We start from the raw sequence: 19,379 nt of genomic DNA on the forward strand, positions 1-19,379 counted from the left end.
TATGAGCAGCCGCCCGTCGACACCCGCATCGAACCCGATTCTCGGCTCGGTCGCCCCGTGAGCAATCGACACGACGACCCGGTGCGCCGCAAGCGGGCCCAGGTCGCCAAGTGGACGCTGATCGCCAACCGGGTCGGCTACCTGCTCCTGGCGCTGGCGATGGCACTGTTCGTGATCGCGTTCGCGTTCGGGTTCAGCCCGACGATGGCGTCGCTGATCATAGGGTCGCTCGTCGTGTCGTTCATCCTGTTGGCACCGAGCATCGTGCTCGGCTATGCCGTCAAGGCCGCCGAACGCGACGATGTCGAACGCGGACTGTGAGATGCCGCCGTACGGAGCCGTCCGCTGTGACGACCGATCGGTTACCCTTCGGTAACTCATGAGTTCGCCCCGCCTTTCCGCTGACGCACGCCGGCAACAGATCCTCGACGTCGCCATCGACGAGTTCGGGCGGTCGGGGTACTTCGGCACGTCGATGAACGACATCGCCGAGGCCGCCGGCGTCACCAAACCGGTGCTATACCAGCACTTCGACAGCAAGGCCGATCTCTACCGAGCCCTGCTCGACGAGGTCGGCACACGCCTGATCGAGACGATCGCCAAGGCGACCACCGAAGCAGCCGACGGGCGCGAACGAACCGAACGCGGCTTCGGCGCCTACTTCGGTTGGGTCGCCGATCACCACCAGGAGTTCACCCTGCTGTTCGGCGGCAGCGCCCGCCAGGAGGGCGAGTTCGCCGCCCAGGTCCGCCGGATCAACGACGCAGCGGCCACCGCGATCGCCGGGCTGATCGACGTCGATCTCGACCCCGCCCACCGCGAGACCATCGCGCACGGGTTGGTCGGCCTCGCCGAAGGTGCCAGTCGTCGTCTCGTCGGATCCGGCGAGCGTTTCGACCCCGACGAGATCGCCCGCGTCGTCAGCCAACTCGCCTGGGCCGGACTCCGAGCCGTCGATCGCAAGAGTCGCTGACACCCAACTTCTGGATTGCGTCAAGGCCTGCTCACAGGTCGTCAATCCGCTCAAGGCGAATCGCCGCGGGGCCGATGCAATCAGCGTGAAGATGTTCCGAACCGCACTCATTGCCACGGCGCTGGCGGTCGTTGCCACGCCGTCCACGGTCGCCGCCGGCGCCGAGGACGACGCGGTGCGCGAACTCGCCGACGCAGCAGCCGAACTGGTCGCCGAAGAGCAGACGCTCGTCGCGACTGCCGCCACCGACCCGACCGCCTCGACCGCTCGCCTGCGGGTCGTCGACGGCACCGGCTCGATGGTGCTCGAACAGTTCGACGAGCTCGGGGTCCAGCTGACCGCAGCGTCCCGCGCCGTGCTCAGCCCGCTCCCCGCTCAGGGGCAGGGATTCGCTCCTCCGTCGCAGGTGTACGACGCTGCGCTCGACGACCTGATGCGCATCTCGGCCACGCCTGCCGCTGCGCTGCCGACCGAGACTGGCTCGAACGGCCCGGCGCTCGGGCTGCTCGCCGTCGCCGCCATGTCCCTGCTCGTGCTCGGGGCCGCCGCTCTCGCCAACTCGCTGCGTCGCCGTGAGTCGGACGACGAGCTGGCCGCCATGGCCTGGAGCGACGGCCTCACCGGCCTCGCCAACCGACGCCGCCTCGACCACGACATCGCCTCGCACGACATCGACGATCCCGTCGCCGTGATCATGGTCGACGTCGACAACTTCAAGTCGGTCAACGACCGGTTCGGTCACCAGGAGGGCGACGAGATCCTCCGCCGGGTCGCCTCGATGCTCTCGGCCCACGTCCGCTACGACGACGTCGTCTACCGCTACGGCGGCGAAGAGTTCTGCATCATGCTCCCCGGCGCCACCGAGGACGACGCCCGAGGCGTCGCCGACCGTGTGCTCGAGGCTGCTCGTACCATCGTGCTGCCCGACCAGACGAACCTCACCATCTCGGTCGGGGTCGCCCGCACCGACGACGTCGAGGCCACCGACGTCGCCACGACCGTCGAGACCGCCGACAAGGCGCTGATCGCCGCCAAGACCGCAGGCCGCGACCGCATCGTCGACGCCACCTCGATCGAACTCAGCCCCGCCTGAGCAACACCGACTTCCACGACGAAGGCCGGACCTCGAGGGGGTCCGGCCTTCGTCGTGGTACGGGGCCGCTCAGCGGCGGCGGGCGCGTTCGTTGCGCAGGACGGGGCCCCGGTAGCCCTGCGTGAATCCCCGCTCGACCAGCGCCTCGGCCACGTCGGTCGGCGTCGGCTCACCGTTCACCTTGCGCACCTCGACACTGTCCTGTCGACCGCCGGACACGATCTGGGCGAGACCGTCGGCCCACCGCTGCTCCGCTTCGGTGTGCGGGAAGGTGACGAGGTGATGGCTGGCCCGGTCGAACCAGCCGACGAGCTCGCCACGGTGCAGGATCACGACCGCCGAACCCGTGCGGGCAGGTCGTCCGTTGCTGTCCGGCCACGCCAAGGCGGCTCCGTACGGTTGCGCCGGGTCCGTGGCCGCGATCACGACCGGAGCCTCGCCGTCGTGGTCGGCGCCGTCGTCGCGCTCGGCGCGGAGACGGTCGATGGCACCGGGCACGGCGAACTGTGCGGCGCCGAGGCCGGCGACGAAGTAGCCGCGTCGCGACCGACCGCGTTCTTCGAGCACCTTGAGCACCGGGTACACCGAGGCGTACCCACCGACGACGCCCTCGGCCAGCACGGTCTCGCGGGTGACGACCCCGTACCGCTCGAGCAGCTGCATCGCCGACGCATGCGCTGCCTCGGTGGAGGTGGGTGCCGGCTCGAGGAGCGGCGCGACCAGGCTCCACCGCCCGGCCGCGGCCGGCGGGCCGAGACGGGTCAGGCGGGTGGGCCGTGGCCGACCCGAGCGCATCGACCGACGCTTCTGCACCTTCACCCCACCACCGCTCAGCAGGTGGCGGAGGGGCGCCAGCGAGTCGTTCGTGACCTCACCGGCCCACACCAGATCCCAGAGCGCGACGAGCAACTCCTGATCGGTGGCATCGGGATCGGCGGCACGGAGGCCGTTCCAGAAACTCGCGCCCTGGGCGGCGAGATGCGCTCGGATGGCGTCGTGCAGCGGACCGTCGGGCGCGTCGGGCCGATCCCAGCCCGGAGCGAGTTGGGCGAGCTGGTCGGCGAAGCACAACCGGATGCGGCCGTCGCGACTGCCGATCGCACCGGCACCGGTCCAGACGACCTCGCCGGCGGTGCAGAGTTCGTCGAGCATGGCCGGGGTGAAGTCGCGCACCCGGCCGGCGAGGACGTCGCGTTCGACCGTCGAGGCCACCAGCGGCGCACCGGCCAGCTGGCCGATCGACTCGACGAGCCCGTCGAGGCCCCGTCGGACACCGCCCCAGCCGTGCCAGGCAGGCAGGAACCGAGCCAACGCATCGGGTTCGACCGGCTCGACCTCGCGCCGCAGCATCGCCAGCGAACGCCGGCGGAGCTGCCGGAGCACGTCGACGTCGCACCACTCGCGCTGCACGCCACCCGGGCGGAACTCACCGCGCACGACACGCTCGTCGGCGGCCAACGCCGCGATCGCGCCCTCGACACGCTCGACCGGGGCGGCGAACCGGCGGGCTACGTCGGCGGCGAGGAACGGGCCGTGGGTGCGGGCGAACCGACCGACGAGCGACTCGAGCGGGTGCGGCACCGGGTCGGTGAACGCGACCGGCAAACCGACCGGGATCGAACAGCCGAAGGCGTCTCGGTAGCGCGCCGCGTCTTCGGCGGCGGCGTAGCGCACGTCGTCACCGATACCGATCTCGATGACGCGCCGTTCGCGGACCAGATCGTCGACCCACGCCCCACCCGTGTCGCCCTCGCACCGGGCGTCGACCTCGGCGAGGGTCAGGTCGCCGACGCGACGGAAGACGTCGTGGAGTTCGTCGGCGGTGCGGGCCCGCCGACCGTCGGCGAGGTGTTGGAGCTCGAGTTCGACGTCGGCCAGGACGCCGGGGTCGAGCAGCTCGCGCAACTCTTCGGCACCGAGCAGCTCGCGCAGGAGATCTCGGTCGAGCGCCAGCGCGGCGGCCCGTCGTTCGGCCAGCGGCGCATCGCCCTCGTACATGTACTGGGCGATCCAGTTGAACAGCAGGCTCGACGCCATCGGACTCGATGACGCGGTGTCGACCTGCACGAGGCGCACCTGCCGCGACTGCAGCTGGCCGAGCACCTCCTTGAGCGCCGGCACGTCGAAGACGTCTTGGAGGCACTCGCGTGACGTCTCGAGCAGGATCGGGAACGTCGGGTACTTGGAGGCGACGGTGAGCAGGTCGGCGGCACGCTGACGTTGCTGCCAGAGTGGCGTCCGCTGGTCGGGACGGCGGCGTGGCAGGAGCAGCGCTCGACCGGCGCACTCGCGGAAACGGGCCGAGAACAACGAGGTCTGCGGCAGCGACGACATCACCAGCTCATCGATCTCGTCGGGATCGATGCGGAACACCTCGGCGTCGATCTGGTCGGCCGCCTCGGGCAACCGGATGACGATGCCGTCGTCGCCGTACATCGTCTCGACCGGCAGATCGAACTGGTCGACCAGACGTCGTTCGATCGCCATCGCCCACGGCGCGTGGACCGGGGTGCCGAACGGGCTGAGCACGCACACGCGCCAGTCGCCGATCTCGTCGCGGAACCGCTCGACGACGATCGTGCGCTCGTCGGGCACCACGCCGGTCGCCGCCGCCTGCTCGGCCAGGTACGACAGCACGTTCTGGGCGGCGAGCGGATCGAGGGCATAGTCGGTCTGGAGCCGCTCCATCGCCTCGCCGTCGGGCAGTTCACGGACGTCGCGCAGGAAGCGCCCGAGGGCACGGCCGAGTTCGAGGGGCCGACCCGGTCGGTCGCCGTGCCAGAACGGCATCTTGCCGGGCTCGCCCGGTGCCGGGGTGACCGTGACCCGCTCGAACGAGATGTCTTCGATCCGCCAGGTGGTGGCGCCGAGGAGGAACGTCTCGCCCGGGCGGCTCTCGTAGACCATCTCCTCGTCGAGTTCGCCGACCCGGGTGCCGTCGGGGAGGAACACCCCGAACAGGCCGCGATCGGGGATGGTGCCGCCGCTGGTGACCGCCAGGCGCTTCGAGCCGTCGCGGGCCCTGACCACATCGTTGACGCGATCCCACACCAGGCGGGGCCGGAGCTCGGAGAACTCCTCACTCGGGTAGCGGCCGGCCAGCAGGTCGAGCACGTTGTGGAGCAGGTCGTCGGTGATCTCGTGGAAGTTGGCGCAGCGCCGCACGAGCCGGGCGACGTCGTCGACCGGTACTTCGGTGCGGGCCGCCGCGTGGGCGACGATCTGCTGGGCGAGCACGTCGAGCGGGTTGCGCAGGTACTTCGAGTGTTCGATCTCACCGTCGATCATGCGGCGGGTGACGACGGCTGCTTCGATCAGGTCGCCCCGATGCTTGGGGAAGATCGACCCCTTGCTCGGCTCGCCGACCTGGTGCCCGGCTCGGCCGATGCGCTGGAGCCCCCGGCTGACCGCACCCGGCGACTCGACCTGGATAACCAGGTCGACCGCGCCCATGTCGATACCGAGTTCGAGCGACGAGGTGGCCACGATCGCCCGCAGCTCGCCGCGCTTGAGCTGGTCTTCGATCACGACGCGCTGCTCGCGTGCCAACGAACCGTGGTGGGCCTTCACCAGCTCGTCGGCCTGCTCACCGTGCGACTCCTCGTACAGCTCGTTGAGCTGTGCTGCCAACCGCTCGGCGCCACGGCGGGCGTTGCAGAAGATGATCGTCGAGCGGTGTTGGAGCACCAGGTCGAGGACGCGGGGATAGATGCTCGGCCAGATGCTCGACCGGCGTTCGCCCGAACCGGGTTGCCCCATCGGTGCCGCTGCATCGCCCGGAGCGCCCATGTCGTCGACCGGCACGATCACCTGCACGTCGAGCGGCTTGCGGATGCCGGCGTCGATGATGCGGACCGGACGGGCCGCGCCGTCGTCGTCGAATCCGCCGAGGAAGCGTGCGATCTCCTCGAGCGGGCGCTGCGTCGCCGAGAGCCCGATCCGCTGCGGCGGTCGGTCGGTGACCTCTTCGAGGCGTTCGAGGCTGAGCGCCAGATGAGCACCGCGTTTGGTGGTGGCCATGGCGTGGATCTCGTCGATGATCACCGTCTCGACGCCGCGCAGCGTCTCGGCCGCCGAGCTGGTGAGCATCAGGTACAGCGACTCGGGGGTGGTGATGAGGAGGTCGGGTGGGCGCCGGATCAGCTTCTGGCGCTCGTTCGACGGGGTGTCGCCGGTGCGCATGGCGACCTCGGGCGCCGTGAACGGTTCGTCGATGCGCTCCGCGGCCAACCCGATGCCGGTGAGCGGGGCACGAAGGTTCTTCTCGACGTCGAACGCCAGGGCACGCAACGGTGAGATGTAGAGAACCCGCGTTCGATGGGTGCGCTCGTCGGGCTGCGGCGTCGTGACGAGCCGGTCGATCGAGGCCATGAAGGCCGTGAGCGTCTTGCCGGAGCCGGTGGGCGCGCAGATGAGGGTGTGTTCGCCGTTCGCGATGTGCGGCCAGCCCTGGATCTGCGGCGGCGTCGGCTCGGGGAACGACGACGCGAACCAGGCCCGAACCGCCGGCGAGAACGCCTCGAGCACGGGATGATCAGCGATGATCCGAATCTACCCAGGGGGTGTCACAACCCCCGTCGCCCAGACGGATGGTGTCGGATCCGTTGCGTCGTCAGAACAGAAGGGGTCAGGCACCTTCTGTTCCCGACCGACTGCCACGCCCCGGGTTTGATGAACAGAAGGTGCCTGACCCCTTCTGTGGTCACAGGTCGATGGTTCTGGTGGTGCGGACCCGGTCGAGGAAGGCCCGGTCGTGGGTCACGAGCAGGACCGTGCCGGGGAAGGTCTCGAGGGCCTGTTCGAGCTGCTCGATCGCCGGCAGGTCGAGATGGTTGGTGGGCTCGTCGAGCACCAGCAGGTTCGCCCCGTTCGCCATCAGTAACGCCAGTCCGGCCCGGGTGCGCTCCCCCGGTGACAGTGACGCCGTCTCGCGCTCGACGTGGTCACCCACCAATCCGAACTTGGCCAGCAGCGTCCGGGCGTCGGCCACGTCGAGGCCGGTCGCGTCGGTGAACGCCCGGATCAAGGTGGCGGCGCCGGTGAGCTGTGCTCGCACCTGTTCGATCTCGCCGACCACGACACCGCTCCCCCGTGTCACCTCACCGGCGGTCGGTTCGAGGCGTCCCGTGATGAGATCGATCAGGGTCGACTTGCCGGCGCCGTTGCGGCCGCGGATCGCGATCCGCTCGCCGTACTCGACCAGCAGGTCGATCGGCCCGAGGCGGAACGTGCCACGGTCGACCTCCGCCCCGGTCAGCCGGGCGACGACAGTGCCGCTGCGCTCGGCGGCGGGGATGTCGAGTCGCAGCTCCCACGCCTCTCGCGGCTTCTCGACCGTCTCCAGCCGGTCGATCGCCCGCTTGGTCTGGGCCGACTTGCCGGCCAGCTGCTCGGTCTGGTCGATCCGGAAGTTGCGGATGTGCTTGTCGTTCTCGCCCGATCGCCGCACCTTCGCCTGACCCTGTTGGGCCCACTCACGCTGGCGTTGCGCCCGCTGGGCGAGCGACTTGCGTTCGGTGTCGTACTCCTCGAACCGTTCCCAGGCGTGCTGTCGGGCACGCTCGCGCTCGTCGAGATACGCCTGCCAGCCGCCGCCGTACACCTCGAGCCGGTGCGAGAACTCGTCGATCTCGGCGACGTCGGTCACGACACGGTCGAGGAACCGGCGGTCGTGGCTCACGAGGAGCACCGGCGCGCTCAACCCGAGCACCCACCGCTCCAGCCGGTCGAGCCCGTCGAGGTCGAGATCGTTGGTCGGTTCGTCGAGCAGGTACACGTCGAACCGCGACAACAACAGCGCCGCCAGGCCGGCCCGCGCCGCTTCGCCGCCCGACAACTGGACGGTGGGCTGGGCGAGGGTGCGCTCGGGCAGGCCGAGGTCGTCGGAGACCGCGCCGACCCGGGCATCGAAGTCGGCGGCGCCGAGCGCGAGCCATCGCTGCAAGGCCCGGTCGTAGCGGTCGGCCGAGTCGGGTTCGTCGGCCGCCATTGCCTCCGTCGCCGCCGCGAGTTCGAGGTCGGCGCCGGCGACGCCCGTGCGGCGTCGGAGGAGATCGGCGACGGTCTCGCCGGTCCGCGAGGGTTCCTGGTCGAGCAGGCCGACGGTCGCGGTGGGTGGAGCGAGCCGCACCTCCCCCCGGTCGGGCGGGAGCAGACCGGCGGCTGCCCGGAGCAGGGTCGACTTCCCGACACCGTTCGGTCCGACGACGCCGATCCGGGCGCCGGGAGCGACGACGAGCGACACGTCGTCGAGCAGGATGCGTGCACCGCGGGCGACGGTGAGTTCGTGGAGCGTCAGGGTGGCCGACATGACGGCAGACCTTTCGAGGAGCGGGGCGGACGATGACTCGGCTCACAGACGCATGTGCCCAGTCTTGCACGAACAGAAGGGGTCAGGCACCTTCTGTTCGCGCGGACTCGGTTCGCTGCGGTCGGTCGAGTGAACAGAAGGTGCCTGACCCCTTCTGTTGATCCGACGCCTTTCGTCGGTTGATGCCCGGGCTTCGGCGGGGCAGAATCGACAGTCCCCTCTCCCCTCCCCTCACGTTGAGTTCGATCACCCTCCGACCCTGGCAGCGCGCGGCATTCGACCTGTTCGACGCGTCCGACGAGCCGGACTTCCTCGCGGTCGCGACGCCGGGCGCCGGCAAGACGACGTTCGCGCTCACCTGCGCCCGTGCCCAGCTATCGAAATGGGCCGCCGACGGCACCGCCCGCCGCCTCGTCGTCGTCGCACCGACCAGCCATCTCAAGGTGCAGTGGGCACTCGCCGCCCACCGGATGGGGCTCCAGCTCGACCCCGACTGGTCGCCCGACTACGGGCTGGCACGCGACACCCACGGGCTCGTCACCACGTACCAACAGATCGCCACGGGCGCGGCGGCCTCGAAGCTGCAGGGGCTCTCCGCCGAGGGCATGGTGATCCTCGACGAGGTGCACCACGCCGGTCACGAGCGGGCGTGGGGTGACGGCATCGGCGCTGCGTTCGTCCACGCCGCACGTCGGCTGTCGCTGTCGGGTACACCGTTCCGCAGCGACGCCGCCCGGATCCCGTTCGTCCGCTACGACGTGACCGCCGAAGGCGACCAGGCCCACGCCGACTACACGTACGGCTACGCCGACGCCCTGCGCGACGGCGGCGTCGTCCGCCCCGTGTACTTCCCGCGTGTCGACGGCCAGATGGAGTGGAGCACGCCCTCGGGTGACGTGTTGCGCGCGACGTTCCACGACGAGTTGGCCCGCGACCAGGTGTCGGCACGGCTCCGGACGGCCCTGAGCACCGAAGGCGACTGGATCGTCAACGTGCTCGGGCAGGCACACGAACGGCTCCGCACGATCCGGGCCGAGCAGCCCGACGCCGGTGGCCTGGTCATCGCCACCGACCAGGAGCACGCCCAGGCGATCGCCCGCATGCTGCGCAACCGCTTCAACACGACGGCCGAGGTCGTCGTGAGCGACGACCCGATGGCGTCGCGCAAGATCGCCGAGTTCGCCGGCAACGACCGGCCGTGGCTGGTGTCGGTCCGCATGGTGTCGGAGGGCGTCGACATCCCCCGCCTGCGGGTGGGTGTGTACGCCACCACGACGTCGACCGAGCTGTTCTTCCGCCAGGCCGTCGGACGCTTCGTGCGATGGCAGGCCGGACGGTCGAGCCAGAAGGCGTACGTGTACGTGCCCGACGATCCGCGGCTGCGCAACCATGCGTTCCAGATCGCCGAGGCGCGCCGCCACGTGTTGCGACCGCCGGCGAAGCAGGACGACGACGAGATGTCACCGAACGGTGAACTCGACCGCCAGGTCGCCGTCGACGATGCCGCCGAACAGTTGGCCTTGTTCTCCGTCGTGTCGTCCACGGCGACCGGCGTCAAGTTCCACGCCGTGACCGAGACCGGCGTCGAGCACTACGACGACGAGCCCGATCCACCGACGCCCGACTTCGACGCCGACCCGGCCCTCGCGGTCGAACTGCCCGACGTGCCGACCGAGGCCGGTCTCGTCCCGTTCGGATCGCTCAGCGTCGCCGAGCAGAAGGACGAGCTGCGAACCCGCAACGCCGACGTCGCCAAGCGGCTCGTCGACATGACCGGCTGGAACCACGCCCGGGTCCAGGGCGAGATGAACCGGCTGGCCGGGATCTCGAAGGTCAGTACGGCGACGGTCGACCAGCTGGAACGGCGTCTCCGCTACGCCGAGAGCTGGTTGCGCCGGTTGCGTCACCAGGGTCGCTGAACGTCCCCATCCGGCTCGTGTCGAGGACACGGTCGATGATGATCAGTGAGACGGCACCGAGGACGACGCCACCGACCACGTCGGACAGATAGTGCATACCCTGGTACATCCGGGCCCAGATCACACCGATCTCCACGACGAGGAAGACGCCAAGCGACAGAGCGCGTGCCCACAGGGCGGCAGTGTGACGCCACACGACGATCACGACGGCGAAGTAGACGGTCGCCGCGGCGACGTGGCCGGACGGGAAACTGCTGTTGACGGTGGACTCGAGGAGTCGATCGACGTCGGGTCGGGGCCTCCCGACGATGTGGGTGATGGTGATGAAGCAGGTCGCCTCGAACACCAGCGGCAGGGCGACGTACACCGCCTCGTCCCAGCGTCTGAACACCCAGAGCAGCACTGCGCAGATGACGGTCGAGATGCCGATCTTGATGAACGTGTCGGCCGGGCCGGCCGCCCACGGCGCCAACGAGTTCAGGCCGTCCGTGCGGCCGTCGACCCACCAGTTCGCGACGCGTTCGTCGAGACGCGTGACGGCGTTGGGGGCGGTCCAGTCGGTGAAGGTGAGCCCGATGGCGGCGCCGGTGCCGACGACGGCGACGAAGCCGACCAGTAGTCGGACGAGTTCGTGGCCCTTCACCGGCCAGGCGTTGTCCCACGACGGTGAGGAGCTCGGCTCGTCGACCGATTCGCACTCCGAAGCCAGCGACGGGGCGCTCATGACGCCACCGTGTCCTCGTCGGTCGCCACCACCTTGCGCGCGGGCGAGGTGATGACGCAGAAGGCGCCGTACAGCGTGAGGCCGAGCGCCACGACGAGGACCAACACCATGCCGAGTGTGTCGTCGGCGACGCGTCGCAGCGAGTCGTCAAGACCGCGGGCCTCGTCGGGGTCGAAGTTGATGGCGGCCCGGGTGACGAACACGCCGATCAGCGCCATCATCGCCGACCGACCGACCCAGCCGACCCGTCCCATGATGCGCACGGCGTGCCATGAGAACGGGCCGATACGACGATGCTCGATCTCCTTCTCGAACGACGCCGAGTAGGCCTTGTACCCGAAGTAGATCGCGATGCCGATCACCACGAGCCCGCCGAGGCCGACCAACCAGCGGCCGGCCGGCCACTCCATGACCGACTGGGTGACCTTGGTGACCTGTGAGTCCTGGCTGCGCCCCCCGTCACCGCTGCCGGACGACCCGGGCTTGGCGGCGAGCGACACCGCCGTGATGCCCAACAGGATGTACGTCGCGGCGCTCACCGAGTAGCCGATCCGACGCAGCACGGAATGCCCGTCGACGTCGGCCGGGAGCAGCACGGTGACGATTCTCCAGGCGGCATAGAGGAACAGTCCGGCCGCAACGACCCACAGGATCAGCTGGCCGAACGGCTGCTGCGCGATCGTGGCCACTGCGCCGGACGGGTCGGCCTGGCCGCTCGAGCCTCCCGACTGATCGGAGTTGCCGCCGTCGGCGGCGATCGTGAACGCGAGCAGGCCGGTCAGGACGTAGACGACGCCCTTGGCGGCCCACCCGACGCGGGCGAGCTTGACGACCCCGGGGTGCCGTTGGACGAAGTCCTCGGCGGCGTCGGAGCCGACGTCGTCGTCCGGACCGTCGAACGATCGGTCGGAATCGGTGGATGTTTCGATGCTCATGCTGGGTCTTCCTCCGCCGCTCGACGCGGCTGACAGATCGAGACCGCGGCCGGCAGGACGCGTATCTCGAAGTGATCGGTTCGGTCGCGGTCGCCACCGTCAGCTTCCCACGGCAGCGTCCGGTCCAGATCGACGACGATCTTCTCCGCCGTGGTCACCTTGGCGAACGGCGACGCCTCGACGCGGTTCGTGAAGACGGATCCGAACAGTCGCGCCCACTCGCTCGCGGAGCGGGCGGTGACGATGCCGACATCGAGACGACCGTCGGTCGGCGACGCACTGCCGAAGGCGGGGATGCCGCCGATGAGCGTGCCCACGTTGGCGGCGATCACGCTCGATGCGTCGCCGGTGAACCAGGGGTCGCCGTCGACCGAGATCTCCATCTGCGCCGGGCTGACGTTGCGGTTCTTGACACCGGCCCACACGTACCCGAGGCGGCCGTACTTGTCCTTCATGCCACTGTCGTCGGCGTCGCGAATCAGCAGTGCGTCGAAGCCGGTGCCGGCCATCACCAAGAAGTGCTGTTCGTCGTTCACCACGCCGGCATCGAGACGCCGAGGCTCACCGTGGACCGCGACGTCGACCGCGCCGCGGAGATCGATCGGGATACCGAGGTTGACGGCGAGCAGGTTGCCGGTGCCGGCCGGCAACACACCGATCGTGACGTCGTCGTACCCCTCGTGGAGCAGGTGATCGGCACACCGTCGTACGGTGCCGTCGCCACCCCAGACGAGCAGACGATCGACGCCGTCGTCCTCGATGAGCTTGGTGACCTTCTTCGGCGCCTTCTTGCTCTTCGGCACCTCGTACCACGGCGGATCGGCGTGGCCGACGTCGGCGAGCGCAGCACGGAGTTCTTCCAAGCCGGATCCGGCGAGCTGCTTGCCCTCGTTGATGATCACCCCGATACGGGGACGTCCCTCCATGGGCAGGCCGATACCCCGTCGTTTGCGCTCCTCAAACGTTCGCCGAAGGTTTGAGGCGGGGGATCGCGCCGCCAGACTCGTACCACCCGCATGGACATCTTGACCGTCATCTTCTTCGTGGTCGGCGTCGCCGGGTTGGTGATCGGCGCCGAAGCACTCGTTCGGGGCGCCGCCCGACTCGCCGGCCGAACCGGCCTCTCCCCCGTCGTCATCGGCCTCACCGTCGTCGCCTTCGGCACGAGCGCGCCCGAGCTCGCCGTCAGCCTCGGCGCTGCGATCCGCGACGAGGCCGACCTCGCGGTCGGCAACGTCGTCGGCTCGAACATCGCCAACGTGCTGCTCGTCCTCGGCCTGTCGGCCGTGATCGGTGGCGGTCTGGTCGTGGCACAACGGATCGTGCGGATCGATGTCCCGATCATGGTCGTGTTGTCGTTCGCCGTGTTCTTCCTCGGCCTCGACGGCGAACTGAACCGCTGGGAGGGCATCGCCTTCGTGCTGACGCTGATCGGCTACATCAGCTGGACGGTCATCAGCGCCCGACGGTCGAACGCCGAGGTCGCGACGGAGTACGACGACGCGATCGATCTCGACGACCTCTCGGCCAGCTCTCCGTTCGTCGACGTCGGCTACGTCCTGCTCGGCCTCGTGCTGCTCGTGATCGGATCGACGGCACTCGTCGAGGCGGCCACCGACATCGCGACCGAACTCGGCGTCAGCGAACTCGTCATCGGTCTGACCGTCGTCGCCGTCGGCACGTCGCTCCCCGAGATCGCGACGTCGGTCCTCGCCGCCGCACGGGGGCAACGCGACCTCGCCGTGGGCAACGCGGTCGGTTCCAACCTGTTCAACATCCTCGCCGTGCTCGGCATCACCGCCGCCGTGTCCCCGACGTCGATCCCGATCCCCGACGGTGCGATCTCGCTCGACATCCCCGTCATGATCGCCGTGGCGGTGGCGTGTCTGCCGATCTTCTGGAACGGATATTCACTGATGCGCTGGGAAGGCGTGATCTTCCTGGCCTACTACGCCGGGTACATCACCTACCTCGTGCTCGACAGCAGTGACCACGACGCCACCGGACAGTTCGGCGCTGCGATGCTCTACTTCGTGGTGCCGCTGACGGTGCTCACCTTCTCGGTCGCCGCCTACCGGCGCAACCGTCTCGGTCGCGTCCCGCTCTGAGGCGGGCGTTCCGCCCTGCGCTCAGTGGGCCGGTGCGTGCAGCGCAGCGCCGGCGATGCCGGCGTTGTTCTCGAGCGCCGCGATCTCGACGTCGCAGTCGACGTCGATCTGCGGCAACCACTTGTGCGCCCGCTTGCTCGCGCCGCCGCCGAGGATGATCAGGTCGGGGGACACGATGAACGCCACGTGCCGCAGATAGCGGTTCACCCGCTCACCCCATTCGCTCCACGAGAGGTTGTGGGCCTTCCGGGCCCGAGCGGCAGCGGCGAGTTCGGCGTCGGCACCGTCGAGCTCGACGTGTCCGAGTTCGGTGTTCGGTACCAGCACGCCATCGACGAACAGAGCCGACCCGATCCCGGTACCGAAGGTGAGACACAGCACGACACCGCGCCGATCGGCACCGGCACCCCACGTCATCTCGGCCTGGCCGGCGGCGTCGGCGTCGTTGAGGACGTGCACCGGGGCGCCGATCACGTCGGTGAAGAGAGTGTCGGCGTCGATGCCGACCCACGAGTCGTCGATGTTGGCCGCGCTGCGCACGACGCCGTGCATCACGACCGACGGCATGCACACCCCGACCGGCCCCGTCCAGCCGTGATGACCGACGAGTGCTGCCGCGACCTCGGCGACCCGTTCGGGCGTCGCCGGTTGCGGTGTGTCGATCCGCATCCGCTCCGCGGTGAGGTCGCCGGTCGCCAGATCGACCGGTGCCGCCTTCATCCCGGTGCCACCGATGTCGATCCCGAAGCGTTGCATCGCCTGCGAAGGTAGACGATCGGGCTCGCGGCCGTCGACGATCGGTCGACGGGCGTTCCGGGTCAGGCCTTGGCCCGGGTCTTGCGGAGCACGGGGTCGGCGAGGCGGAGCGTCGCGGAGGCGGCCTGCATCGTCCGACCGGCAGCGCCGGGTGTGTCGGCATCGACCAGGTTGCCCATCACCTGCAGCGTGATCTTGGCGATGGCGTCGGTGCCGACCGCGAACCGGAGACCGGTGCGCATCAACCGGGGATGCCCGATCAGGAAGGCGAAGCGGCGTCCGGTACGGAGGAAATCGTCGAAGCGTTCACCGATCAGGCGGTCGTACTCGGCGGGCGCCGTGGCCGGGTCGGCGAGGAACAGGTCGGCGGCGAGCATCCCCGACTCGAGGCCGTAGTCGATGCCCTCCCCGTTCATCGGGTTGACGAGTCCGGCGGCGTCACCGATCGCCACCCAGCCACGGCCGTGGCGCTTGATGGCACTCATCGGGAGGCGCCACGCCCGGGGCCGCTCGAGGTTCTCACCGATCTGCCACGGCTCTGCGACGAGGGAGCGGTACGAGTCGAGCAGGTGGTTCAGGTTGAGCGACTTGAAGCCCTTCATGGTCGACAGGGCGCCGACGCCGATGTTGACGGTGCCGTCGCCGCACGGGAACATCCAGCCGTAGCCGGGCACCCAGGTGCCGTGCTCGTCCTTGATCGTCAGGCACGCCTCGATCATGGCGTCGTCGTGCCGCGGGCTCTCGACGTACGAACGGATCGCCAGACCGTACGGCTCGTTCGGATCGCGCTCGGCGCCGAGCATGCGAGCGACCTTGCCGGGTGCGCCGGTGGCGGCGACGACGAGATCGGCGTCGATCGTGTCGGCACCGACCTGGACGCCGGTGACCGCGCCGTCGGGGCCGAACACCGGCTCCGCCTCGGTCTCGAACCGCACGTCGGCGCCGGCCTCGATCGCGGTGTCGATCAGGGCGGCGTCGAGACGACGGCGTGGCCACACCGCACCATGGGCCGGGAATCGGTCGCCGTCCGACCAGGGCAACTCCCGCTGACGCTTGCCGGCGATCATCCGGAGCCCGTCGACGAGGTGGGCGTCGGTGAGCGGGATGTCGAGCTCGTCCAACGCCTGGACTGCCCGGGGTGTCAATCCGTCGCCGCAGATCTTGTCGCGACCATGGGGCGCCTTCTCGAAGACGACCACCTTGGCGCCGGCTCGGGCGGCTCGGATGGCGGTGGCGGCTCCCGCTGGCCCACCACCGATGACGGCGATGTCGACGCGTTCGTTCATGTCACCATCGATTCAATCGCCGTTCCGGCTGGGCCGGACGCGAACGGCGCCGGTTCAGCGCTGTTCGGCGATGCGCTGATGGTGGTGGATCACCTCGGCGACGATGAACCGGAAGTACTTCTCGGAGAACACCGGATCGAGTCCTGCGTCCTCGGCGAGGGATCGCAGCCGCGCGATCTGACGGGCTTCGCGCTCGGGGTCGGCGGCCGGCAGCCCGGCCTCGGCCTTGTAGTGACCGACCGCCTGGGTGATCTTGAACCGCTCCGCGAGCAGGTGGATGAGGGCCGCGTCGATGTTGTCGATGCTCGACCGGTAGCCGTCCAGTTGCTCGTCGCTCACGAGCCGCAACCTACCGGATCGGGCCCTCGCCGACCCGATGGGCACCGCATGGTCGGGCGGCTGCAGTCCGTCGCATCGTGTCTGCCAGAATCCGCCCATGAGCTTGCGACAACAGTGGGCCGCCGGCGACGAGACGCTCGGCCTGTGGATCCAGCTGCCGTCACCGATCACGGCCGAGATCGCCGCCCGGCAACCCGTGTCCTATGTGTGCGTCGACACCCAGCACGGTGTGAACGACGCGATGACGTGCGTGGCCACCTTCTCGGCGATCGAGCTCGCGGGCAACGTGCCGATCGCTCGGGTGCCGTGGAACGAACCGGGCGTGATCGGCAAGACGCTCGACGCCGGGGCGCACGGGGTGATCGTGCCGATGGTGAACACCCGATCGCAGGCCGAGGCGGTGGTCGACGCCGCACGGTACGCGCCTGCCGGCAGCCGCAGTTGGGGCCCGATGATGGCCGGTCTCCGGCGCCCCGACTACCAACAGTGGGCCCACGACAACGTCACCGTCATCCCGATGATCGAGACCGTCGAAGCGCTCGACAACCTCGACGAGATCCTCGAGTGCCCGGGCGTCGACGCCGTGTACGTCGGCCCAGCCGACCTGTCGGTGAGCCTCGGGCTGCCGCCCGGCAACAACGACGGCACCCCGGCGTTCGACGACGCACTCGGCCGGATCACCGACGCTTGCGCCCGCCACGAGGTGGTCGCCGGCATCCACGCCACCGGGTCGCTCGCCGCCCGGCGACGCGAGCAGGGGTTCCGCATGATCACGATCGGCAGCGACGCCCTCGCCGTCCGGTCGGGCTTCGAGGCCGAGCTCGCGGCCGCCGCCGGCGGGCACGCGGGCGGCACCGACGCGATGTACTGACGCCATGCACTGACGGTCCCGAGAGCGTCGCGCGGCTCGTCGGCACACGCGTCGAGAGCCGGACCACCGTCACGGGTTGACCGACTGGAACGGGGTCAGCGGGTGGCGACGACGATGCGGTCGTGGCCGGCGAGGTCGGCGCGGACGTCGACGGACCGGTAGCCGGCGGCGTCGCACAAGGCGCGCACTGCAGCACCTTGATCGGCGCCGATCTCGAGCACGAGCGAACCGGTCGGGTCGAGGTGCCGGAGGGCACCGGGCACGAGGCGGCGATAGTCGTCGAGCCCATCGGCGCCCGCGAACAGCGCCTGCGGCGGTTCCCAGTGGCGGACAGACTCGTCGAGCAGCTCGGAGTCGTCGGCGACGTACGGCGGATTGCTCACGATCACGTCGAACGACGTGTCGGTGGGGAGCGCGTCGAACCAGTCGCCGCACTCGACCCGTACGTTGCGGGCGGCGCGCCCGATTCCGGCGAGATTGGACCGGGCCACGTCGAGCGCGTCGGCGTCGGCGTCGGTGAGCCAGATCTCGGTGCCGTCGATCGGCAGTTCGTCGGCAAGGGCCAGGCCGATCGCTCCCGAACCGGTGCCGAGATCGGCGATACGGCGGGTCGACCGGTCGCCGACCAGATCGAGTACCGCCTCGACCACGAGCTCGGTCTCGGGGCGTGGGATGAGCACCCGTCGGTCGACGGCCAGGTCGAGCCGACGGAACCCCCAGCGCCCGAGGACGTACTGGAGCGGTTCGCCCGCCCGATAGCGACCGACCATCGCATCGTGGTGCTGCACCATCCGGTCGGTCACGTGTTGATCGAGCGAGGCGTCGAACTCGGCACCGTCGAGCGCCGTCGCGACCTCACAGATCCAGCGGGCTTCGGGCCGGCTCCGCAGGACCGACGACGTCTGGTCCCAGAGCTGCCGCAGGGTGAGCGTGTCGTCGGTCATGACGACGAGTCGGCGAGCTGGCGGGCACGTTCGTCGTGCAACAGGGGCTCGACGACCAGGTCGAGTTGGCCACCCAGCACGTCGTCGAGACGGTACACGGTGACCCCGATCCGGTGGTCGGTGACGCGGCTCTCCTTGTAGTTGTACGTGCGGATCTTCTCGCTCCGACCGCCGCCGCCCAGCTGCGACCGCCGCTCCTCGGAGAGCTCGGCGTCGCGCTCGCGTTGGGCGCGTTCGTACAAACGGGCTCGCAGCACCTGCATCGCCCGGGCGCGGTTCTGGAGCTGGCTCCGCTCGTCCTGCATCGTCACGACGATGCCGGACGGGATGTGGGTGATCCGGACTGCCGAGTCGGTGGTGTTGACGTGCTGCCCGCCCGCGCCCGACGAGCGGTACACGTCGATCTCGAGATCTCGGTCGTCGATGGAGACCTCGACCTCGTCGACCTCGGGAAGGACGGCGACGGTGGCCGACGACGTGTGGACCCGGCCCTGGCTCTCGGTGACGGGGACCCGTTGCACGCGGTGCGGCCCGCCTTCGAACTTGAGGTGCTGCCAGGCGTCGTCGCCGCGGACGACGAAGGTGACCTGGTTGACGCCGCCGAGGTCGCTCGGATCGAGCGACAGCGTCTCGACCTTCCATCGGTGCACGCCGGCGTAGGCGACGTACATGTCGTAGAGATCACGCGCGAACAGGTTGGCCTCCTCGCCGCCCTCGGCGCCGCGGATCTCCATGATCACGGCCCGCCCGGCGTTCGGGTCGCGCGGAAGGAGGAGTTCGCGCAGTTCGGCCTCGAGCCGAACGAGGTCGGCGTCGGCCTCGGCGATCTCGGTCTCGGCCAGCTCGCGATCGTCGGGCGAGGTGGCGCCGGCGAGGAGTTCACGGGCTGCGTCCAGGTCGTCGGCGCGCCCCCGATACGTCGTCCATGCGGCGACGAGGGGTTCGAGTTCGCGATATCGCTGCGACACGGTGCGCAGCGTCGCCGGGTCGGCATGCGTCGCCGGGTCGGCGAGGCGCGCTTCGAGTTCGCGGAATTCCTCCCCGGCCGACGTCAGGCGGTCGGCGACACCGGTGTCGAGCATGGCAGTCGAAGGCTACCGCCCCCACTCTCGACCGACCGT

General features: G+C 69.7%; 16 protein-coding genes. 6 read left to right on the forward strand and 10 right to left on the reverse strand.

Annotated features, from left to right (window positions below; all coding sequences use genetic code 11):
• Positions 1–57: 57 nt before the first annotated feature.
• From BDK89_RS16715 to BDK89_RS16725, 3 genes are all read left to right on the forward strand, one after another.
• Entirely contained in the window at positions 58–321 is a 264-nt protein-coding gene (locus tag BDK89_RS16715; RefSeq protein ID WP_133870034.1) for a hypothetical protein, read from the forward strand.
• A 58-nt stretch (positions 322–379) separates the two neighbouring features.
• Entirely contained in the window at positions 380–973 is a 594-nt protein-coding gene (locus tag BDK89_RS16720; RefSeq protein WP_133870035.1) for a TetR/AcrR family transcriptional regulator, read from the forward strand.
• 91 nt (positions 974–1,064) lie between these two features.
• Positions 1,065–2,066, forward strand: coding sequence for a GGDEF domain-containing protein (locus tag BDK89_RS16725; protein WP_243839258.1), 1,002 nt, complete (start codon positions 1,065–1,067; stop codon positions 2,064–2,066).
• A 69-nt stretch (positions 2,067–2,135) separates the two neighbouring features.
• Here the strand turns inward: BDK89_RS16725 and BDK89_RS16730 are convergent, their stop codons facing one another.
• Both BDK89_RS16730 and BDK89_RS16735 read right to left on the reverse strand, forming a co-directional pair.
• Positions 2,136–6,593, reverse strand: a complete 4,458-nt coding sequence (locus BDK89_RS16730) for a DEAD/DEAH box helicase (protein WP_133870037.1) — start codon at positions 6,591–6,593, stop codon at positions 2,136–2,138.
• Positions 6,594–6,768: 175 nt separating this feature from the next.
• Positions 6,769–8,376 (reverse strand): ABC-F family ATP-binding cassette domain-containing protein, encoded by a 1,608-nt coding sequence (locus BDK89_RS16735; protein ID WP_133870038.1) that lies wholly within the window; start codon positions 8,374–8,376, stop codon positions 6,769–6,771.
• Positions 8,377–8,612: 236 nt separating this feature from the next.
• On the opposite strand from BDK89_RS16735, the gene BDK89_RS16740 reads away from it, so the two are divergent.
• Positions 8,613–10,295 carry a DEAD/DEAH box helicase gene (locus BDK89_RS16740; protein ID WP_166657644.1) on the forward strand — a complete coding sequence of 561 codons (1,683 nt, stop codon included), beginning with the start codon at positions 8,613–8,615 and terminating at the stop codon, positions 10,293–10,295.
• Here the strand turns inward: BDK89_RS16740 and BDK89_RS16745 are convergent.
• From BDK89_RS16745 to BDK89_RS16755, 3 genes are read right to left on the reverse strand one after another with little or no spacing between them, the layout of a single operon-like run.
• Positions 10,210–11,019 (reverse strand): phosphatase PAP2 family protein, encoded by an 810-nt coding sequence (locus BDK89_RS16745; protein ID WP_133870040.1) that lies wholly within the window; start codon positions 11,017–11,019, stop codon positions 10,210–10,212. The genes BDK89_RS16740 and BDK89_RS16745 overlap by 86 nt on opposite strands.
• Positions 11,016–11,954: a DUF1206 domain-containing protein gene (locus BDK89_RS16750; RefSeq protein ID WP_133870041.1), complete on the reverse strand. Its 939-nt coding sequence runs from the start codon at positions 11,952–11,954 to the stop codon at positions 11,016–11,018. Before BDK89_RS16750 ends, BDK89_RS16745 begins: the two co-directional genes overlap by 4 nt.
• Positions 11,951–12,880 carry a diacylglycerol/lipid kinase family protein gene (locus tag BDK89_RS16755; RefSeq protein WP_133870042.1) on the reverse strand — a complete coding sequence of 310 codons (930 nt, stop codon included), beginning with the start codon at positions 12,878–12,880 and terminating at the stop codon, positions 11,951–11,953. The genes BDK89_RS16750 and BDK89_RS16755 overlap by 4 nt, the downstream gene beginning before the upstream one ends.
• 90 nt (positions 12,881–12,970) lie before the next feature.
• Here BDK89_RS16755 and BDK89_RS16760 point away from each other — a divergent pair, with 90 nt between their 5' ends.
• A complete protein-coding gene (locus BDK89_RS16760; protein WP_133870043.1) occupies positions 12,971–14,062 on the forward strand; it encodes a calcium/sodium antiporter in 1,092 nt (363 codons plus the stop codon).
• A 21-nt stretch (positions 14,063–14,083) separates the two neighbouring features.
• Here the strand turns inward: BDK89_RS16760 and ppgK are convergent, their stop codons facing one another.
• The 3 genes from ppgK to BDK89_RS16775 form a co-directional block, all read right to left on the reverse strand.
• Entirely contained in the window at positions 14,084–14,818 is a 735-nt protein-coding gene (gene ppgK / locus BDK89_RS16765; protein WP_133870044.1) for a polyphosphate--glucose phosphotransferase, read from the reverse strand.
• Between the two features lie 62 nt (positions 14,819–14,880).
• On the reverse strand, positions 14,881–16,104 hold the full coding sequence (locus BDK89_RS16770) for an NAD(P)/FAD-dependent oxidoreductase (RefSeq protein ID WP_133870045.1): 1,224 nt from the start codon (positions 16,102–16,104) through the stop codon (positions 14,881–14,883).
• 54 nt (positions 16,105–16,158) lie between these two features.
• Entirely contained in the window at positions 16,159–16,443 is a 285-nt protein-coding gene (locus tag BDK89_RS16775; RefSeq protein ID WP_243839203.1) for a chorismate mutase, read from the reverse strand.
• A gap of 97 nt (positions 16,444–16,540) precedes the next feature.
• On the opposite strand from BDK89_RS16775, the gene BDK89_RS16780 reads away from it, so the two are divergent.
• Positions 16,541–17,314 (forward strand): HpcH/HpaI aldolase family protein, encoded by a 774-nt coding sequence (locus BDK89_RS16780; protein ID WP_166657645.1) that lies wholly within the window; start codon positions 16,541–16,543, stop codon positions 17,312–17,314.
• A 95-nt stretch (positions 17,315–17,409) separates the two neighbouring features.
• On the opposite strand, the gene prmC is transcribed toward BDK89_RS16780, so the two are convergent.
• The gene (gene prmC, locus BDK89_RS16785) at positions 17,410–18,258 is read right to left on the reverse strand and encodes a peptide chain release factor N(5)-glutamine methyltransferase (RefSeq protein ID WP_133870048.1); all 849 of its coding nucleotides are present in this window, start codon (positions 18,256–18,258) and stop codon (positions 17,410–17,412) included.
• The gene (gene prfA / locus BDK89_RS16790) at positions 18,255–19,340 is read right to left on the reverse strand and encodes a peptide chain release factor 1 (RefSeq protein ID WP_133870049.1); all 1,086 of its coding nucleotides are present in this window, start codon (positions 19,338–19,340) and stop codon (positions 18,255–18,257) included. The genes prmC and prfA overlap by 4 nt, the downstream gene beginning before the upstream one ends.
• Positions 19,341–19,379: the final 39 nt, after the last annotated feature.

Source organism: Ilumatobacter fluminis, from assembly GCF_004364865.1.
GTDB classification, from domain to species: domain Bacteria; phylum Actinomycetota; class Acidimicrobiia; order Acidimicrobiales; family Ilumatobacteraceae; genus Ilumatobacter; species Ilumatobacter fluminis.